Below are 18,252 nucleotides of genomic sequence, written 5' to 3'. Positions count from 1 at the left end.
GTTTACAAGCCCCGCAAATGGCGGTAAAAATCCTCTTGGTAAGATTTGCCCACCGGTACCTCGTACTTGCCAAGCTGGAGCATGTGGTCTTCCACCGCATCAATACGCTGAGTATTGACAATGTAGCTCCGATGCGCCCGCACAAAATGCGCAAATGGCAGCCGTTCAGCCAATGCCTTGAGCGTCATGTATACAATATGCTTCTGGGTAGCAGTAACCAGAATAGAGTAAGTAGACATGGCTTCAATAAACAGTACCTCATCGAAATTGAGGCGTAGCATCTTTGTGCCTACTTTCACAAACAGCGCGGAGCCTGGCGCTTCGCTGGGCAGCTCTGGAGAGGGTGGTGTAGCCAGTGTGCGTTGCTGATCCAGTACGCGCGTAACGGCCTGCGTAAATCGGGGTAGGTCAACGGGTTTTACCAAGTAATCAACCACCTGCAGATTAAACGCATCCACTGCAAAGTCGCGGTGCGTGGTTACGATGATAACCGGCGGAGTTGGCTGAGGTAGTAGCCGGGCCAGCTCCAGCCCCGTGAGGTGGGGCATCTCAACATCCAGGAGCAACAAATCGGCCTTACCACCCTGACGAAAATACTGCAATGCCTCCAGGCTACCGGGTAGAGAGGCCGCCAGCGTAAGCTCGGGCGTAAGCTCAATCAGGTGTTCCAGTGTCAACCGGTTTATTTCATTGTCGTCAACAAGTACGCAGGCAAAGGGTCTGGTCATAGGCTGCAGGCAAGGAACAACTGGGTACTGCAATTGAGGTAGTACGAGTCCGTGGTACCATTTTGGGATGCTTATACAACTCAGCGGGTGCAAGTTAGTTCACTGCCCGCCAAACGAACCTAACCCGGCGTCCGAATTGGATTAACCAGGCTCAAAGCTCGTTCAGCAGTGATAAAGTCAGGTTGTAAGATGGATACACGAACTTTGCAGGTTATATAAGCGGCCCATCATTCACACAAGAAAACAGGGCGTTCAGGTATAGTTTTCCAGCATTGGGATATTCTGGAAAGATTGTAAGGAGCCACCTAGTAGGTTTGCGTTGACCACAGCCAGAAATTTTTCCGCTCCTGACCACGTAGCTACGCCCATGAAACAAACGGTACTTACTGCCTCGTTGCTGATAGCCCTGGTAGCTGCTCAGGCCACGCCAACTTCACGCCCAGCACCCCGGAAGGTGGGAAAGCTGTCGAAACTGACAAAGCTTTCGTCGCGGGAAACGGCCGAGTTATCTACTCGCTCCCTGCAGCTCACCTGTTACCTCACGGATATTCTGCGCCTGTCGGGCAAACAAGCGGCTGAAGTACGGCGTGCTACTCTGCTGGAGCTGCAACAGGGTGGGCAGGACAGTAAGCAGGCCGCCACAACTTACAACGCGGCCCTGTTGCGTATTCTGACTTCCGGGCAATATAGTACGTTCCGGTGGCTGGAAGAACGGCAGCCCGTTGCCAATCTGTTGCAAAGCCCATTTACAATCGAGCCAGCACGGCAATAATGGCGTTGGGTATGTCGATACGAGTTATACTGGGATGGTTGCAGTTTTTGGTGGTAGCAGTGCTGTGTTTTGCCGGAGCGTATGCTCTTTCGCGCCGGGCGGCATTAACGGCTACGCCCGCTAAGCCCCCACTGGTTGCGGGCAGCCAGGCCGTTACGGCCTTCCGGGCGCTATAAAGACGAGCAATTACCAATATACACCAACGCCCGCAGTACCAGCCGGTACTGCGGGCGTTGGTGTGCCGGAAGGCCCCGAAACCTAAAACTTGATGCCCAGGTCCAGGGCAAACTCGCTGTTTTTCAGCTCTACTTCCTTGAAATTCCGCTCGTCGCCGAAATAGTTGTCGATGTTGAAGAGGCCACGGTGGTAGCTCAGGCCGGCCAGCAGCTTAGTATTCTGGCCCAGCTGGTACTCCACCCCAAAGCCTCCGCGCAGACCCGCATCCGGAATAATCACGTGCTTGGCAGCTTTGGTTTCCTGTCCGGTGCCGGCATCGGTGTAGCGCTTCTCCCCGTTGATGCGGCCGGCAATGGCCGCATTCAGGGAGCCCCCGAGCTGGAAATACAGCTTGGTATCAGTGGCAATGTCGTTGGTGAAAAGCTTTACCGTAATAGGTACCTGCAAATACTGTAGGCCAATTTTCTGCTCGATACGGCGGTTCTGGCTGGGGTCGAAGTAGCTGATGGTGCCGCCCTTACCTGTAAGCTCCAGGCCAGTACTAAAGGCATAGTTCTGCCCGAAGAAATAATCGACAATAATGCCTCCACCAATTCCCACTTTGGATTTCTGGTTTTCGAAGCCATAGTTGCTGGGCGAGTCGGCCCGCAGATGGGTGACGGAGGGCGAAACCTTTAGGCCAATTTCAACCTGGGCCAATGCGACGCCACTGGTGGCACCACTAACAATGAGGGCAAGCAAGGCTTTTTTCATGGCAGCTGTGGAATTACTGGAGGAGAGAAACACGAAGCTAGGGCGGTGAGCCGTTTGGTTTTGGCTAATTTCGCCTTAAAGATAGAAGCGTGATGCACATTCCTACCCGTTTGCGTACCCTGGCCGTATTCCTGGCCTCCGCCGCCATTTTTGGGGCCTGTAGTCCCGGTCAGGAAAGCTGTGAGCTGAATCCGGAAGTAGCCAGAATAGATGCACCAGTGTCGATTGAGCGGTTAGAGAAACCATTTTTTCAAATAAAGTCGCCGGCCGACGCCAACCGGTTCCTGCAGGAGCACAAGCTGTTTGCCCGGCAGTTCCTGCAGAGCGGGCAGTATCCGGCGGGAGTGTTGGGCGCTACCATTACGCGCCTGGCCACCAACCCCGGCCTGCAAAAATTAGGCAATCAGGCCGATACGTCGTTTACGGCCGCGGGCCTGGAAAAGCAGCTGAAGCCCATGTTTCAGCATATTCGCTATTATTTTCCGGATTTCCGGGTGCCCCCCGTCAAGACCTTTGTGAGCGGCCTGAGCCAGGATTTGTTTGTGAATGACAGCCTGCTGGTACTCGGCACGGATTACTTTGTAGGCCCTACAGCAGCCTACCGGCCCAACGTGCCAGGCTACATTCTGCGCCGCTACACCAAGGAGCACTTGGTGCCCACGGTGGCGCTGGCCATCAGCAGCAAATACAACCAGAAGCAGCTTACCAACCAAACCATGCTGGGCGAAATGGTGCAGTATGGCAAGTCACTCTATTTTGCGGAGAAAATGCTGCCTTGTACGCCCGATTCATTGCTCATCGGCTACACTGACAAGGAAATGGCCGGGGTGCATTTTAATGAGGGCAAAATATGGGCGCACTTCATTGAGAAGAGTCTGCTCTACAACACCGCGGCCTTTACCATCCAGAAGTACATTGGGGAGCGGCCTAACATTCCGGAAATCGATAAAACCTGCCCGGGTAGGGTAGGGGCTTGGGTGGGCTGGCAGATTGTGCGCAAGTACATGACCGAGCACCCGAACGTAACCCTCAAGCAGCTGATGGCCGAGAAAAATGCCCAGCGCATCCTCAACGACTCGCGCTACCGGCCTAAGGTAAACCAGGGTCGGGTAAATTAAAGCTCGAGAAGCAAGAACGACTACCCAGCGCGGAGCGGCGCCATGCGGTAATGAGTTTGTTTAAAAGATGACGCCAGGGCAGTACGGGCGCAGTACGCTGCACCCTTGCTTCATCCGTCTTGTCCTTGGTCGACTTTTTAAACAGGTTCAATTTTGAACTCCTGATGCTCAACTCGTAATTACCTGAATGCACATTGCCGTCTTCAGCCAGTATCACACCAACCCCGACTGTCCGGCCACCAGTCGGCACTACTCTCTGCTGGCGCAGATGGCCCGTGTGCACCGGGTTACGCTCATCACTACTACTACCTGGGAGGCGCAGCGCCTGACGCGGGAGTTTCCGTGGCTGCCGGAGGGCGTGGAGATGCGCACCGCCGCCGTGCCCTACGACAACCGGATGGGCGTACTCCGCCGGGGAGTATCGTTTGGGCGCTACGCGGCCTACGCCCTGCGGGAAGGGCTGCGCATAGCCAAGCCGGACGTTATCTGGGGCATCAGCACGCCGCTCACGGCGGCATGGGCGGCCGCTCAGGTGGCGCGCTGGCGCCGGGTGCCTTGGGTATTTGAAGTGCAGGATTTATGGCCGGCTTTCCCAATTGCCATGGGAGCAGTGCCCAGCCGTCTGGCCCAAAGGGGCCTGTTTGCGCTGGAAAAGAGCCTGTATCAATCAGCCCGGCACATTTTGCCTCTTTCGCCTGATATGACGGCCTACGTACGGGACCTGGGTATTCCGGCGGAGAAGATAACCACCGTCCTGAATGGCACCGACCTGGATCTGGCCGCGGCGGCCACGGATGAAGCAGTAGCCGCGTTGCGCCGTACTTGGCAGTTGGAAGGCCATCAGGTGATTTTATATGCCGGTACTTTCGGGCGGGCCAATAATATTCCGTTGCTGCTGGAGGCGGCCATTCAGCTGGCTCCGCAGTGCCCCCGGGCGGTGTGGCTGTTTATGGGCCACGGTTTTCACGCCCCCGACCTGGCCGCCGCTGCCGCCCGGTACCCCTTTATCCGGGTGGTGCCGCCCCAGCCGCGCCATGCTGTATTTACATGGTTCCGGCTGGCCGAGGTATCGGTGGCCCCGTTTCTGGGCCTGCCAGTGCTGGATGCCAACTCGCCCGCTAAATTTTACGACAGCCTGGCTGTGGGTACGCCGGTCATCGTCACTAATCCTGGCTGGACCAAGCGCTTCGTGGAGCAGTACCGCTGCGGCTGGTATTCGCCCGCCGACAACGCCACTGCGCTGGCAGAGCTTCTTGCGCAGCTATGTAGCGCATCAGAGCAGTTGAGCCTGGCCGGGATGCACGGCCGCCAGATAGCGCAGCGGGAGTTCGACCGGCAACAAATTGGGCAGGTGATGCTGCGGATACTAGAAGATGCAGCCAGCTGACCCCAGAAGGAACTTATGGGCTTTCTAGAACTACTTATATACTAAGTTGTGCTGATTGGTTACGAATTAATGGACTTACGACGTTTAGGAGGGTTTTCTGTTGTTGCATTAAGAGTTTTGCTCGCCACTTCGGCGTAATACTTACACCAGCTGGATAGGGGGCAGATGGCGCATTTGGGGGAGCGAGCCAAACAGATATACCGGCCGTGCAAAATCAGCCAGTGGTGGGCTTTAGGAATCAGATTCTGCGGAATATATCGTACCAACTCCTTTTCTACCGCCAGCGGGGTGGTGGCCGTTTTGGCAACCAGCCCCAACCGGTGCGACACCCGGAACACATGCGTATCCACGGCCATAGCCGGCTGGTTGTAGATGACGGATACGACCACGTTGGCCGTCTTGCGCCCTACGCCCGGCAGGCGCTGTAGCTCTTCAATAGTGCTGGGCACCTCGCCCCCAAAATCCTGGACCAACAGCTGCCCCAGTCCGGCCAGGTGCTTGGCCTTGTTGTTGGGATAGGAAACGCTGCGGATGAACGGAAAAATATCCTCCGCGGCGGCAGCGGCCAGATGCTCGGGCGTCGGAAATTGTTGCAATAGGGCTGGCATTACCTGGTTCACGCGCTTATCGGTACACTGGGCGCTCAGCACTACTGCCACAATCAGCTCGTACGGGTTGGAGTAATGCAGCTCCGTTTCCGGCTCCGGGAAGTGCGTGGTAAAATACTCGAGGAAGTGACGGAAACGCTCGGGCTTGCGCATGAGGGGCAGCTAAGTAAAGAAGTGGTGTGGCAAACGGTGCATCAGGCCCGTAGCGCGGAACTTGTTTAGGAAGTAAGCAAAGCTCAGCAGGACCTTCTGTTGACTTTCTAAACAGCTTCGGGGCTTTACACCGGAGCGGTTGCTAGTGTATGTTTGGTTATCGGCGCGGAGGCAACCAGCTACGGGCTAAAGCCCGCGCTACACCGGGAAAGCCGGTAGGGTACCAACGCAACGTGCCGCAAAGGTACCAAGCGGTACCCTTGCGGCGCGGGTTGTTGGGGCCGGACCGGGCAGATTATTCCTTTCGCAGAAAGGTGCGGGAATACTGCAGGATAGAATCGGTGGTGCGCTGGCTGGGAGTACGGCGCAAGCCGTTCAGGGCCTGCTGGGCCAGCAGCAAATCGGCGCAGGAAGCCGCTAGTTCCGCATCATGCTGGAGGGCTTGTTCGATGGCCTGCTGCTCGTTAGCTGGCAATTCGTTGTACACGTACCGGAGCAGCGTCTCGTGGGTAAAGGTTTTGATCATAGAAAACGGGTTGTGCGGCCATTTTTTTCCGCAGGTTGATCAGCGCATAGCGCATACGCCCCAGCGCGGTATTAATGCTGACCCCCGTTGCATCGGCAATTTCCTGAAAACTCATGTCGCCGTAATGGCGCATGATCAGGACTTCTTTCTGCGCCGCGGGCAGCTCCTGAATCAGTTCCCGAAGCCGCGCGTGGGTTTCTTCCCGGGTAAGCGCAGCCTCGGCTCCTTCCTCTGCCAACGACAACGAATTGAACGCATGACTTGTTGTGTCGAGGTTCAATAAAGGACTCCGTTTTTCGCGCCGGAAGCAGTCAATAGCCAAGTTATGCGCAATTCGGCAGATCCAAGACGAAAATTTTCCTTCTTCATTATACCGGCCACTCTTCATGGTATGCACGGCCTTGATAAAAGTATCCTGCAGCAAATCTTCCGCCACGTCTTCGTCGCGGACAATGAGCATAATAGTCGTAAATACACGGGCCTTGTGCCGCTCAAGCAACTGAGCAAAGGCATCTTCCTGGCCGGCAATATAGCGCGAAATGAGAGCGGAGTCGCTCGGCTGCATGGTTTCCATAAACACTACGAAAAAAAGGGGACGTAGAGCTTTAGGCCATAGAGTGCGGTTGCCGGTGGATACTTGCGTGAAGGAAGAATGAAGATTCTGAAGAAATCAAATGTAGAGAACCGCCAACCGAAACGCAACGGGTGATTAGCGGAAATGACAAAATTTTTTTGATCAATCGAAAAACTGATTATTAGGCATTCTGCATATGCAATACTGCATTGCCGTACCACCTGTCTGGCTACGGTATTGCTATAAGCCCCCGGAGGCTGATTCGTTGATTATAAATTGACAGTCAGCAGCCGGGGGCTAGCCGCAGCAAGAACCGTGCGCTACGGTTGCAGTTGCTGGCTTAGCTGCTGAATGCGGGTTTCCAGCTCCGGCGCCGGGGTGCTGCCTGCAGCGGCGGCCGTGGCCCGCTGGTCCAGCAGCTGGCTCAGCTGGCGGAGCTGGTCGAGGCGCTGGGCCGTGTTCTGGAGTTGCGTAGCAATGGCCGCCAGGTTGGTGGCCACCGGAATAGCAACGGTAGTAGTACCGGCCGAACCAGTAGCCTGCTCATCATGGCGGGCAATAGCCTCGGGCGTCATCATGTCGTCGCGGTAGATCACCACGTCGCCTTGCATGTTCACGGCCTTGCCGTTTTCCAGCAGCTGGCGGGTACCGTTCTTGCTCACCATAATGCCGTCGGGGCGTAGGGTAAGGCCGTTGGTAAAGCGCAGCGGCGCAGAAAGTGGCGTAGTCTGCCCGGCCTGTAGCCGGAAAACCTTGCCATTGCGCCGGAATGCTCCGTCTTTCAATTGAGCAGCTGTGGTGCCCGGAGCCGTTTGCTGGGCCTGCGCGGTAAGGGCAGCAGTGGTAAGGAACCCTGCCAAAAGCAGGTAGCGGAAAGCAGATGTAGGAACTGACATATAGGGAGGCGGTGGAGTGAGGCGTGAGTTGAGTAGCGGTAAAAAGCATCAGCTGCTTTCGTGGTGCTGGCGGCCGGCCAGCCAGCGCAAAGCGGGCGCGTCGTTGGCAAACAGTCGCACGTGGGCCTGGTCGGTGAGGACCATGGGGGAGCCGCTTTCCTGCTCCTCGGGGCTGAGCTGGCTGGCGGCCACCAGAAATGCCAGGTATACCCGGCCATGGGCCCGGGCGGCCAGCTGCGGCACAAACTGCGTGAGTACCCAATGGGTGTCATCCTCGCTGGCGGGGCCCCGCTGCCGCAAATCCAGCAGCCAGTAGCGCCGGTTGCGGGCCGATGTCAGAACCAGCGTGTAGCTCTGCTGTAGCTCCTGGGCGGCCGCCGGCCGTAGCCAGCGCACCTCCGTTACGCCCAGTTCGGGGCGGTGCTGCAACGTCAGCAGATCGGTGAGGGCAGAAGTAGAAGGCATAGTAGCTAGCCGCAGGAAACCAGACAAATAACACAACGGGCTGTGCGCGGATAGGCAGGCCCGCAGCGCCTTGAATTACCCATACGGTATCGGGCCTGAAATGGCTTGCCCGCGAAAAAAGGAAGCGCGGGCCACCCGATAAAAGTATACTGGCTGAGCTTAGCGGGCCAGCAGCGGCCCCTACCTTTACCGGGCCGTTGCTTTCCGGCCGCTTCCTATGTCAGCTTCCCTTCCTGCTCCCGACTCTCCTCGCCACGACCCGTACGCGGCCCTGCGCGTTCCGGATTTTCGCCGGTTTATTGCGGCCCGGGCCAGCTTTGTCGTGGCCACCCGTATTCAGGGGCTGGTAGTAAGCTGGCAGCTGTTTAAGCTCACCGGCGACCCGTGGAAGCTGGGCCTGATTGGCCTGACGGAGGCCATACCCAGCATTGCGGTGTCGTTGTACGCGGGGCACGTAGCCGATTCCATCAAGCGCAAGAATATTATTCTGGTATCGGTGGCGCTGCTGGTGCTGTGTGCCGGGGCTTTGGCGGGGCTGTCGTCGGCGGCCGGGGGGAGGCTGCTGGCCGCGGAGCACCTGGGCACGCTGCCCATTTACGCGGTAATCTTTGTGAGTGGTATTGCCCGGGGCTTTCTGGGGCCGGCCCTGTTTTCCTACATGCCCCAGCTGCTGCCCGACCGGGATAAGCTGGCCAATGCCATTACCTGGAACAGTACTACCTGGCAGGGCTCCTCGGTGATAGGCCCCGTAATTGGCGGCTACCTGATTGCCCCGCTCGGCGTGGGCGGGGCTTACGCCGTAGCCACCAGCTTGCTACTAGTGGCCTGGACGCTGTTCGGAAGTCTGGCCTCACATCCGCTACCGGCGCGGGAAGGAGCAGCCCCCGATTTCCGGGAGAGTATTGGCACAGGACTGAAATTCATCTTCGGAAACCAGCTGGTGCTGGCGGCTTTGTCGCTGGATCTGTTTGCTGTGCTGTTTGGGGGAGCCGTGGCCATGCTGCCGGTGTTTGCCGAAAGCATTCTGAAAGTAGGTTCCACCGGCCTGGGCCACCTGGAGTCGGCGCCGGCGCTGGGGTCAGTGCTGATGGCCGTGTTGCTCACGTATTTTCCGTTGCGCCGCCATGCCGGCCGCAAGCTGCTGTGGGCCGTGGCGGGGTTCGGACTGGCCACTATTGGGTTTGCCCTGTCGCGCAACTTCTGGCTTTCAATGGGGCTTCTGTTTCTGACGGGAATGTTTGATTCCGTGTCGGTGATTGTGCGCTCCACGTTGCTGCACACCTTCACCCCGGAGCACATGAAGGGCCGGGTATCGGCCGTGAACAACATCTTCATCGGCTCCAGCAACGAAATCGGGGCGTTTGAATCGGGGGCCGTGGCCAAATGGCTGGGTACCGCCACCTCGGTGGTTTTTGGGGGCATTATGACCCTGATAGTAGTGGGCATTACGGCGCTGAGCGCCGATAAGCTCCGCCGCCTGGATATGACCCCTGAAAAGCCTAACGCCTAACGCGCGGGCTGGCCGACCGTCAACTATCATTTGGTTTCACTGCCCGCAGAATTTCGTCCTGAGCCGGCAGCCAGTTGCGCACGGTGCACAAGGATAAAAACAGCGGGGCCGCTGCGCAGTAGTACGCAGCGGCCCCGCTGTTTTTATCGGCCAACTCACTTCTGAAAGGCCTGCTTCTGGTCCTGAGGGCAGATGGGGTCGGGTTTCATTTCCAGAATTTTGGCTACCTGCAAGGTTGCTTCCGTACCCGTGCCTTCCGTACGGGGCTGACTGGCAACGGTAGCCGCCACCCGCAGAAATACCGGTTTGCCGGCCTCCTGGCGGGTGGTGCCGTACTGGCGTTGCAGTTGGGCGTTCAGGCCGGTTGAGGCAATGGCATACCGCCTGTCGGAGCCGCATTCTACGAATACCGCCGCATCGGCCAGATAGGTGTAGCGGCCGGTGAACTCGCGGGTAGTGCCAGGGGCGTTCAGGTCGGTGGCGGCCAGGTGCTGCAGCGTATAATCCCGGCCGGCCGTTTGCATGGGTTTGCCATCCGCATCCAGCAGACGCAGCTCCTGGTTAGGCTCTACCTGATACCGTCGTACCGGGTCGTTGCCGCTGGGTTCCAGCGTAACTACCTGCCCCCGTACGCGCCAGGGGCCCCGGCGGTAGTTTTCGGGCCGGGGCCGGCCGATGTACACCTCCTGCAGCTCGTAGAGGCTGTCAGGCTTGAGGGTAAGACGGGTGGCAATGCCCTGACAGTCGTTGCAAGGTACGGTGTCGGCGTATACGCCGGCCAGGGGCAAGGTGGCCGCCCCGGCGTCTTTATCGGGGGCATTGTTCTGGGAGCCGGTGCCGTAAGGCTGCTCCCGGCCCTGGCAGGCGGCAAGCAGGAACAGTACGGAAGCGGCAGGAAATAAACGAGGCATAGCGGAGCAGAGTAAACGGGGTGAATACTTCCTGCTACGCAAGCAGCTCCGGTTGGATACATTAGCCCAGCCCGGTACTGGCGCAACTCAGGCCCGCATCGGCACCAGAATAAACGTGCCGCGCAGGCACCGGGCAAACCCCTGGCGGCGGTTGTCCTGGTTGAGGTCGTGGCGCTGGTACTGGCCGTTGAGCGTAGTACCTACCACCAGCATAGTATAGCCGCGCCGCCGCACCAGGTACCGCCGCTGCACCGCGGCCCGCACCGGGGTGTACCGCTGCCCCAAGTGTTGAGTGGCCTCCCAGGCGGCCAGCAAGGGTTGGGGGTCGGTATCGGTGGCGCGGGCCTGCCGGTACAGGTCCGCCAGCCGCACATCGGAGGTGTAATGCGCCTCAGGGGCATGGCGCACCACCAGGTCGTGCGCCTGCCACAGGTGCTTCATGGCATCCCGTTTCGGAAACACCTCCCCGCAATGGCGACAGATATGCTCTTCCGGGCCGCACCGGAGCTGGCCGGTAGCGCGGGGCAGCTCCGGTGCGGCGGTGCGTTGCTCGCGCAATACCTGCATCAGGGCCGAAAACAACTCCCCCTCACTCGCACTGTGCTTATGGCGCAGGATATCGAGGGTATGGCGGCTCAACATATCGAAGGCCAGCAGGTCATGTAAATCGGCGCGAAGCGGGTGCATGGAAAGAGCTAATGCTTCTGATCGGGTGGGGGTTCCCACGGGCAGGAGTAAATGCAACGCGCCGGAACAGGTCCGGCGCGTTGCATTGGTTGGCAATCTATAGTCTGATCAGCGGCTGGCCTGCGCGCTCTTAATTGTTTTCTTACCGGCTTTAGGCGTACTCGTTGCCGATTTGTCGGTGGCCGAGGGGCCTGGTTGGGGGCGCTCCGTATTCTCGAAAATCCATTCGCGCATCATATCCAGCGCTTTGGGAGAAAATACCGGCTGCTGCTCCCCGTTCACCAGCGGCCAGTCTTTCATTTCGGGCTGATACCAATGGTTGGCACCGGCAATCCGAGCTGATTTTACTTTGGCGCTTTTCAGGCCACTCTTCAGCGGGGCCATATTCTGGTGAGAATCTACCTGCAAATCGTTGGAGCCACCCAGCAGCAGCACCGGACATTTCACGCTGGCCAGGCTGCGGGTGGGGTCGAAATCGAGGAAGTAGCGCGACCAGGGCGAGGTGAGCTGAATGGCCCGGGCCCGGGCCATGTGGGGGTCCAGGTCCACGTTGTTGAAGCGCAGCGTGGCCGCCACTTTGCCCCGGGCCTGGTTATCGTTGGGCGTCTGACGGATGATTTCCACCATTTCCTTGTGCAGTTCCAGCGCGGCCTTTACCTGCGCCGGATTCGAGCCAATCAGGCGCATAATCTCCATTTGCTGCCGCATAATTACGTCGCGCCCCGGCACGCCGTAGCCCGACAGCGACACCACGAAGGCAGGTGTGGCGGGCTGCTGCTCGGCGGCGGCCAGCAGGGCTACGTTGGCACCCTCACCGTGGCCTACCAACCCAATGTAGCGCTGGTCGATAAGGGGCTTGGCCCGCAGGTACACCATGGCAGCCTGGGCGTCGCCCACCAAATCGGCGGTAGTAGTTACAAAATGGTTGCCCTGCGACCGGCCCACGCCCCGGTCGTCGAAGCGCAGAACGGCAATGCCGCGGCGGGTAAGGTGGTCGGCCAGGGCTCCAAACATGCGGTAGTCCTGCTGCTCCACGTCGCGGTTCTGGGGGCCATTATCGGAGAGCAGCACTACAGCCGGGAAAGGGCCCGGGCCCGCCGGAATGGTGAGCGTGCCGGCCAGGGCCAGGTCGGCGGCAGTATTCACAAACTTTACTTCCTCTTCCCGGTAGGGCGGGGTAAGACGGGGCTTACTGGCGGCAACGGGGGCGGCGGCGGCCTTCAGGCGGGTGAGGGTGAGCGGGGCCGACAGGCCCGGCTGCGTCCAGGTGCCCTGAAACGTTGTGCCTCCATCCTTCACTTTACCCACAAACTTGCTGCCGGCCTGCTCAATGCTGATGGTAATATCGGTACCCTTAAGGGTCACCTCAGCCGGCATACGACTGATGCGCTGCTGGGGCGCATCGAGGGCCGCGTAGTAGGTGCCATTGGAGAGAGGAACCAGCGTGATGATAAGCGTAAGCTGACCGCCGGGTACCTTCAGCGGACCTTTCCACTGACCGTTCAGAGCAGCCGGAGGTTCGGCGGCGGTAACCGGAGCGGCAGGTAGCCAGAAACACAGCCCGAGCAGAAAAAATACGTGTAAGAGTTTCTTCATAAAATGAAAAACAAGAGGGGTATTTTACTGTCGCCAGGGCAACAAGAGTATGAAAATATCAAACTTGACGCACAGTTACCAATGAAGGTTACGAAACCAGATCCAGAACACGTTGGAGAAGATAGAAACGCCAAAAAAACTTTCACCGGGTCGTCGGCAGACGCCGCTCATACGTATGCACAATGCTCTATGTGCAGCAAGTACTATATAGGTGTGGGTGCATAAGCTGCGCAACCTGTAGTAGTACAGCCCGACTTTGCCTCATTAGCCGGCTGCTAGCTTGCTGGTGCTTACCCTGCCTTGATTTCTACTCTATGCCTTCTACTCGCTCTGGCTGGCTTCTCGGTTTCTGTTTAGCTGCTGGCTGGGGGTGCTATACCCAAACAGCTGCCGCGCAGGCCTCCGCCGTGCACCCCACCCAATGGGCAGCTGAGCTGCGGGCTTTTGCCCGCCAGGATAGCCTCACCCCGCCGCCTACCAAGCCCATCCTGTTCTACGGCAGCTCCTCTATCAGAAAATGGGAATCGTTGCGCCAGGATTTTCCGGGCCGGGCAGTGCTCAACCGGGGTTTTGGTGGCTCCCGCTTCCCCGATGCGCTGTATTACTTTGATACGCTGGTGGTGGCCCACCAGCCCCGGCAGGTAGTGCTGTACGAGGGCGACAACGACATCGGGTCCGGGGCCACAGCGCAGGAAGTGTTTCAGTCGTTCCGGGCGTTTGAGCAGCTGATGCAGCAGCGGCTGCCCAAGGTTCCGCTGGTGTTTCTGGCTATTAAGCCCAGTCCTGCCCGCTGGGCGCTTTATCCACAGGTGCAGGAAGCCAACCACCTCATTCGGGAGTACATCCAGCAGCACCCGAAGTACCTGCGCTACGTGGATACTGCCACGCCTTTGTTGGGTGCCAATGGCCGGCCGCAGCCGCAGTTCTACGTAGCTGACAGCCTGCACATGACGCCCGCTGGCTACCGGATCTGGACGCGGGTGGTGGGTAAAGCCCTGAAAAAGTAGCGGCGTATCCGGCACAGGCTGGGTTTCATACCCTTAACCATCAGCCCCGATAGGTTGCCGGTGGGGTAGAAATGCCCTGGCTTAGCAGGGTACAGGCCATTTCTACCCGGTGCACTTTGTGGTCATCCAAAGTGGCCGCTGCTACCCATTGCACCCAAACCCGCCGTTGGGCTGGGGTAAGCTGCTCGAAAGCTGCCAGCGCCCCCGGCACGTCGGCCAGACAGTCGCGCAGCTCGGCTTCGGATACGTTCAGGGCCAATGGCTTTTCCGGCTGGTCACCGTGCAATACCAGCCGCACAGTGTCGCCGGCCTGCTTACCGATTCGGTGGCGAATTTCGGCCCGCACCGGCAGAAACAGCCGGCCCTGCCCCATCGACATCAGACTAACATTTTCCAGCACGTACGCATCAATCTGCCCGCTTACTTTTCCGGCACCAAAATAGGCCCCCGGGAGCTTCACCGTGGCCGGCAGCGGCGCATACGTCCACCCGCCCTTGCCCGGAAAGCGTTCCAGCGTCACATCGGCGTTAAGGAGTTCGGGGGGCATGGTGGAAATGTAACTAGAAAGCTACGCTTGGAACTACTTTTTGCATAAAATCAGGCGTTAGTTTGAGTGCATGCAGTGCGTTTGCAATACAATCGGTTGCGCTGTAATGAGTGTAGATGAAGATAGATTTGTGCAAATACTTAATAGGAGTACTAGAGCCTACCAGTGGCTTATCAGCCGTGAATAAAAACCGTTTTCTTCCAGCCTTATCAGGATAAGGAAGTGGAATAGCCAGATTGTGCTGCAGCACAAATTCGCACGATTTTTCTAAAATATCCTTCCACGTTTTCAATGGAACTACTGAGCCATCTGGTAGCCGCAACTGTCGAGGTTTTTGAGTGGGGTCTAGCTGTAGCGTGTTCACATGGGTTAACTCCACAAACTTGTCTGGGCTGTCCTTCGTAACCTTGTCAGATTTAGTTATTGACTTTTTGGCTGACACTGTATCTATAGCAACTTTGGATGATTCAGCTACTAATACTGCCTGGTTTCCAATTCCGTAGCCACTATGCGCAGCATCGAGCCACTGAATCAATTGTAGAGCGGCTTCAGCTAATGGCGTTTCGTTGATGTTGAGAGTAGCCGCAGGGTGGTAGCTGGAATGCTGAGGAGAATATAGATGCCATTGCAGCCCGTCTGTAATGAATAACTGTTTTGGCTTTAGTGAAAAGCCGTAACCGATGGCAGCTCCAATATGCCCTAACTTATCAAGACTCTCTTCTAGCTTTTTTGCTTCGATTACTGCAACTATTTCACCGGCTGCGCCATGCAATACGTAATCCAACGTCTGTTTAGCACCAACTGTGCGCTCCGGCTCTACCATGCGCACATTGGCTGTATCCCATCCCAAGGCGCGTAATACGGGGTCTATGAGTGCGGCACGGGTAGCCGCTTCGTTTTTGCGTAGTAGCGTTGCGTTGGTTTGGGCACTAGCGCGAACAGTTTGTAGAACGGAATAAAGCGAAGCTAATGGACTGGAAATGGTCATTGTGCCTGAATAAAATGCAGTATACAATGTTACGGAATTGCGAGAGTCTCTGCAGTTCCCTCCGACGTTTTGATTTTTATTACTCCTCAATAGCCTCAATGCCTTGCTGCTTCAGTCGCTCCAGGTTCTCCCGCATGGATTGGAGCTGCTCGGGTAAGTGGCCCTGCCAGTCCTGCACCTCGCCCACCACTCGCAATGGGTGCCGCGTACGGTAGGATTTGGTGGGGTTGCCCGGAAACTTTTTGTCCGTCAGGTTGGGGTCGTCCTCGATGGGGCCGGTGGGCTCCACTCGGTAAATCCGGCCGCGACCGGTGCCCAGGGCCAGCTCGGCACCCTAGGTAGCGGCCTCCAGGGTGGCGCTCAGGTACACGAAGGCCGCCGGCTTGCGTTGGCCGTAGTTGGAGGCAAAACCGGGCGTAATCAGGTCACTGGGCTGCAAATCGGCCTTGGTGCCGTGGTACAACGGCTGGGCGGTGAGGTCGGGGAGGGGAGTAGCGGGGCGCATATCAGTCGTGGAGGCCTTTACCTTCGAAAATTTGGGGCAGGCATTTCTCTATGCGCGACTCCCGGGTTTTGGCTTGTTTGGGGGCGGAGAAGTGCAGGTGGTAGGCCCGCTGCCGGCCCGGTGTCAGGGCTGCAAAGGCTGTTTTTAGCGCCAGGTTGGCCTCTAGCTGGCGCTGAAACTCCTCGGGAAACACCAGCGGCCCAGTTGCTTTCGGCTCTACTTTTAGCCCCAGTCTTTCCACCTCCATCGCCTCATAGAGATACGCTTGCAGGGTAGGTTTCAGGTCGCTGATTTGTTGGGCGTTGGTGAACCGGGCCTGCCGGGCACCCTGTACGTTTTCCGTCTGCTGAACTAGCAGGCCGCTAGGGTCACTCAGCAACGCGCCCTTCACGAACAGCAGCGCGCAGTATTCCTTGAAAGCATGAATCAGGGCCACGTTTCGGTTCTGAAACGTGTAGCACGGCACACCCCATTTCAGTTCCTCCACCAGCCCACACTCCAGCGCTATAGTTCGCAGCAGCGCAAGCTCCGGCTGCCATTTCTCGGCTTTATTGAAGTAGAAGTCGACTTTGGGGTTCATGGCAGTGCGTTATCAGGGAAACAGCTGTTCTATTCGGTCGTAGGTAGCTGGAATATAGCAGCAAGGCAGAGTAAAACGCAACGGCATTCGGGCCTACTTGCACAACGCTGGGGCAACGTTGTCGGCAGTGTAGGCGCTCAAGGCGTTGTATTCGCGGGCTGATGCCTCAAACCGGCAAACCGGGCAGGCGCTGACCTGCTGATTTTTCAGGTAACGTATCGTCCTGTCGTTTTGAACATAGGTCCTTTCCTCTAGCCGGGTTTCGGGCAAGCCAGCCGGCCCGCCGGTGTGGGCTTTGTAGGTGAACAGTAGTTTACCGTCTTTGTAGTAATATTCATACCTGGAGGTGCCGTCGCCAACAAATCCCCAGTCCAGTACAATCTTGACAACTGTACCGTTGGCGGTGTAATAGGTTATCGTGTTTTCAGCATCACACACGAACCTCCGCTTTCTAATTGTCAACGGGAGCGAGTTGATACGCGCCACTTCCTTACGGATACCCAGCACCGCTTGCTCGATAGGGCGGGTGGCCAGGGAAGCCGCTTCTTCTGCAAAAGTATCCCGGGCAAATGGCGGCTGTTGTACTTTGGCTGCCAGTTGCGCTGGGGCCGGCTGATTTTCTGTTACGGCCGGCTCTTCCCGCGTCGTGGTAGGTTGCTCACAGGAAGTAAGCGAGTACGACAAAGTCAGAAGAAGAAAAAGGCGTTTCATACCACAGCGTTGGGTGAGTAGAGCACAAGGGAGAGATTGTCAGGCCAGCTGACAAATAGCTTCAGGAGCTGGTGTGGCAATTGTATGAGGCAAGGAGCGTGTGCTGTAGCCCATAGCGCCTGTGTATCGGTATCGGTCAGCGAAGTGGTAGTACGGACCACCGTTTCCGCTACGAGCGGAGGCTGCCGTTCACGAAACTGTTATTAAATACGCTTCAGCCATTCTGTACATGCTGCAGAATAGCCGGTAAATTCTGGATTGGTGAAAACCAGCCATTCAGCTCATTGAACCGCAGGCCATAAACGCCCTGCGCCGAAAGAGCCAGCAGGTAGTCAAGGGCTTTGTGCGTATCCGTGGATATTACCAGCACGCTGCCACTTTCATCCACAAACCCACCGTTAGGAATGGCTCTGGCGTATTCCTGGGCTCGTTGCCTATCCGTAAACAGAAACACCCAGGGTTTTCCATCCATAACTCCCACAAACGGTTTCCGGTCTTCGATGTTGGCCGTTTGCCGCGTTATGAAGTGCCATTGCGGCAAGCTGAGGGCCGCCTTCCATAAAGCGGACAGGTCTTCCGTTTTTCCGGAACTCTTGGCTTTTGCTAAAAGAAGATCAATATCCTCGGGGGCAGTAAGGTCCATCGGTATTTGTCAGATTGCCAGTGAAGGGTTTATAGCAATTGACATACTGTGTGTAGGATGTTTGGTTGTATGAGCTACTGTTCGTGATATGCGGCACCTTTTCGTTTGGCACGAGTGTAGCATAAATAGTACTGGCCATATCGGAGGCCAAACCATCCCGCCCCAAACGACAACCGCGCCATCCGGATTGCTCCAGATTGCGCGGTTGCGGAGGATAATTTCGTCGCACTTACTCGGCTACGCCAATGAATCACGTTCAAGCAGCTTTGCTGTGTGTAGCTACTTAGAGCGTGTTTGGGAATTCAGACCCGATTGAGCGACATAGTGATGTTAGCTAGTAATAGCCAAGCAACATGGCTAGCGGGAGTGAATTCGTAATCAACGACCACGCGGCGAAAGCAGGCTAACCA

The 18,252-nt window shown here is 57.4% G+C and carries 20 protein-coding genes and 1 pseudogene; 5 read left to right on the top strand and 16 right to left on the bottom strand.

What is annotated here, in order from left to right; genetic code table 11:
• Positions 1–2: 2 nt before the first annotated feature.
• On the bottom strand, positions 3–728 hold the full coding sequence (locus EI290_RS14715; protein WP_125431941.1) for a LytR/AlgR family response regulator transcription factor: 726 nt from the start codon (positions 726–728) through the stop codon (positions 3–5).
• A gap of 367 nt (positions 729–1,095) precedes the next feature.
• Between EI290_RS14715 and EI290_RS14710 the strand changes: the two genes are divergently transcribed.
• Positions 1,096–1,500 carry a hypothetical protein gene (locus EI290_RS14710; protein WP_125431938.1) on the top strand — a complete coding sequence of 135 codons (405 nt, stop codon included), beginning with the start codon at positions 1,096–1,098 and terminating at the stop codon, positions 1,498–1,500.
• A 258-nt stretch (positions 1,501–1,758) separates the two neighbouring features.
• Here EI290_RS14710 and EI290_RS14705 read toward each other — a convergent pair whose 3' ends face one another.
• Positions 1,759–2,430, bottom strand: coding sequence for a porin family protein (locus tag EI290_RS14705; RefSeq protein WP_125431935.1), 672 nt, complete (start codon positions 2,428–2,430; stop codon positions 1,759–1,761).
• A gap of 92 nt (positions 2,431–2,522) precedes the next feature.
• Between EI290_RS14705 and gldB the strand changes: the two genes are divergently transcribed.
• Together gldB and EI290_RS14695 are read left to right on the top strand one after the other, a co-directional pair.
• Positions 2,523–3,548 carry a gliding motility lipoprotein GldB gene (gene gldB, locus EI290_RS14700; RefSeq protein WP_246008961.1) on the top strand — a complete coding sequence of 342 codons (1,026 nt, stop codon included), beginning with the start codon at positions 2,523–2,525 and terminating at the stop codon, positions 3,546–3,548.
• Positions 3,549–3,735: 187 nt separating this feature from the next.
• Entirely contained in the window at positions 3,736–4,935 is a 1,200-nt protein-coding gene (locus EI290_RS14695) for a glycosyltransferase family 4 protein (RefSeq protein ID WP_125431932.1), read from the top strand.
• Positions 4,936–4,994: 59 nt separating this feature from the next.
• Here EI290_RS14695 and nth read toward each other — a convergent pair whose 3' ends face one another.
• The 5 genes from nth to EI290_RS14670 form a co-directional block, all read right to left on the bottom strand.
• Positions 4,995–5,696: an endonuclease III gene (gene nth, locus EI290_RS14690; protein ID WP_125431928.1), complete on the bottom strand. Its 702-nt coding sequence runs from the start codon at positions 5,694–5,696 to the stop codon at positions 4,995–4,997.
• A gap of 295 nt (positions 5,697–5,991) precedes the next feature.
• A complete protein-coding gene (locus EI290_RS14685; RefSeq protein WP_125431925.1) occupies positions 5,992–6,222 on the bottom strand; it encodes a hypothetical protein in 231 nt (76 codons plus the stop codon).
• Positions 6,161–6,796 (bottom strand): RNA polymerase sigma factor, encoded by a 636-nt coding sequence (locus EI290_RS14680; protein ID WP_125431922.1) that lies wholly within the window; start codon positions 6,794–6,796, stop codon positions 6,161–6,163. Before EI290_RS14680 ends, EI290_RS14685 begins: the two co-directional genes overlap by 62 nt.
• A gap of 320 nt (positions 6,797–7,116) precedes the next feature.
• The gene (locus EI290_RS14675; protein WP_125431919.1) at positions 7,117–7,692 is read right to left on the bottom strand and encodes a DUF6799 domain-containing protein; all 576 of its coding nucleotides are present in this window, start codon (positions 7,690–7,692) and stop codon (positions 7,117–7,119) included.
• Between the two features lie 48 nt (positions 7,693–7,740).
• On the bottom strand, positions 7,741–8,157 hold the full coding sequence (locus EI290_RS14670) for a hypothetical protein (protein ID WP_125431916.1): 417 nt from the start codon (positions 8,155–8,157) through the stop codon (positions 7,741–7,743).
• A gap of 217 nt (positions 8,158–8,374) precedes the next feature.
• On the opposite strand from EI290_RS14670, the gene EI290_RS14665 reads away from it, so the two are divergent.
• Positions 8,375–9,667, top strand: coding sequence for an MFS transporter (locus EI290_RS14665; protein WP_125431913.1), 1,293 nt, complete (start codon positions 8,375–8,377; stop codon positions 9,665–9,667).
• A 155-nt stretch (positions 9,668–9,822) separates the two neighbouring features.
• Here the strand turns inward: EI290_RS14665 and EI290_RS14660 are convergent, their stop codons facing one another.
• The 3 genes from EI290_RS14660 to EI290_RS14650 form a co-directional block, all read right to left on the bottom strand.
• On the bottom strand, positions 9,823–10,578 hold the full coding sequence (locus EI290_RS14660; protein WP_125431910.1) for a copper resistance protein NlpE N-terminal domain-containing protein: 756 nt from the start codon (positions 10,576–10,578) through the stop codon (positions 9,823–9,825).
• 87 nt (positions 10,579–10,665) lie between these two features.
• Positions 10,666–11,265 carry a hypothetical protein gene (locus EI290_RS14655; protein WP_125431908.1) on the bottom strand — a complete coding sequence of 200 codons (600 nt, stop codon included), beginning with the start codon at positions 11,263–11,265 and terminating at the stop codon, positions 10,666–10,668.
• A gap of 108 nt (positions 11,266–11,373) precedes the next feature.
• Positions 11,374–12,861: an alpha/beta hydrolase family protein gene (locus EI290_RS14650; protein WP_125431905.1), complete on the bottom strand. Its 1,488-nt coding sequence runs from the start codon at positions 12,859–12,861 to the stop codon at positions 11,374–11,376.
• A 314-nt stretch (positions 12,862–13,175) separates the two neighbouring features.
• On the opposite strand from EI290_RS14650, the gene EI290_RS14645 reads away from it, so the two are divergent.
• Positions 13,176–13,868 carry an SGNH/GDSL hydrolase family protein gene (locus EI290_RS14645; RefSeq protein WP_185817009.1) on the top strand — a complete coding sequence of 231 codons (693 nt, stop codon included), beginning with the start codon at positions 13,176–13,178 and terminating at the stop codon, positions 13,866–13,868.
• Between the two features lie 40 nt (positions 13,869–13,908).
• Here EI290_RS14645 and EI290_RS14640 read toward each other — a convergent pair whose 3' ends face one another.
• The 6 genes and pseudogenes from EI290_RS14640 to EI290_RS14615 all read right to left on the bottom strand — a co-directional run bounded on the left by EI290_RS14640 (position 13,909) and on the right by EI290_RS14615 (position 17,842).
• A complete protein-coding gene (locus tag EI290_RS14640; RefSeq protein WP_125431898.1) occupies positions 13,909–14,415 on the bottom strand; it encodes a YdeI/OmpD-associated family protein in 507 nt (168 codons plus the stop codon).
• Positions 14,416–14,428: 13 nt separating this feature from the next.
• Positions 14,429–15,403: a hypothetical protein gene (locus EI290_RS14635; RefSeq protein WP_125431895.1), complete on the bottom strand. Its 975-nt coding sequence runs from the start codon at positions 15,401–15,403 to the stop codon at positions 14,429–14,431.
• Positions 15,404–15,482: 79 nt separating this feature from the next.
• Positions 15,483–15,908, bottom strand: a pseudogene (gene arr, locus EI290_RS14630) (NAD(+)--rifampin ADP-ribosyltransferase).
• A gap of 1 nt (position 15,909) precedes the next feature.
• On the bottom strand, positions 15,910–16,488 hold the full coding sequence (locus EI290_RS14625; RefSeq protein WP_125431892.1) for a YdeI/OmpD-associated family protein: 579 nt from the start codon (positions 16,486–16,488) through the stop codon (positions 15,910–15,912).
• 93 nt (positions 16,489–16,581) lie between these two features.
• Positions 16,582–17,199 carry a hypothetical protein gene (locus EI290_RS14620; protein WP_125431889.1) on the bottom strand — a complete coding sequence of 206 codons (618 nt, stop codon included), beginning with the start codon at positions 17,197–17,199 and terminating at the stop codon, positions 16,582–16,584.
• Positions 17,200–17,413: 214 nt separating this feature from the next.
• Complete coding sequence (locus tag EI290_RS14615; RefSeq protein ID WP_125431886.1) at positions 17,414–17,842, bottom strand: hypothetical protein; 429 nt, start codon at positions 17,840–17,842, stop codon at positions 17,414–17,416.
• Positions 17,843–18,252 lie beyond the last annotated feature (410 nt).

This window comes from Hymenobacter metallilatus (assembly GCF_003944705.1).
GTDB lineage: Bacteria > Bacteroidota > Bacteroidia > Cytophagales > Hymenobacteraceae > Hymenobacter > Hymenobacter metallilatus.
The sequence above is the reverse complement of the archived record's forward strand: the minus strand, read 5'-3'. Positions and strand labels throughout refer to the sequence as shown.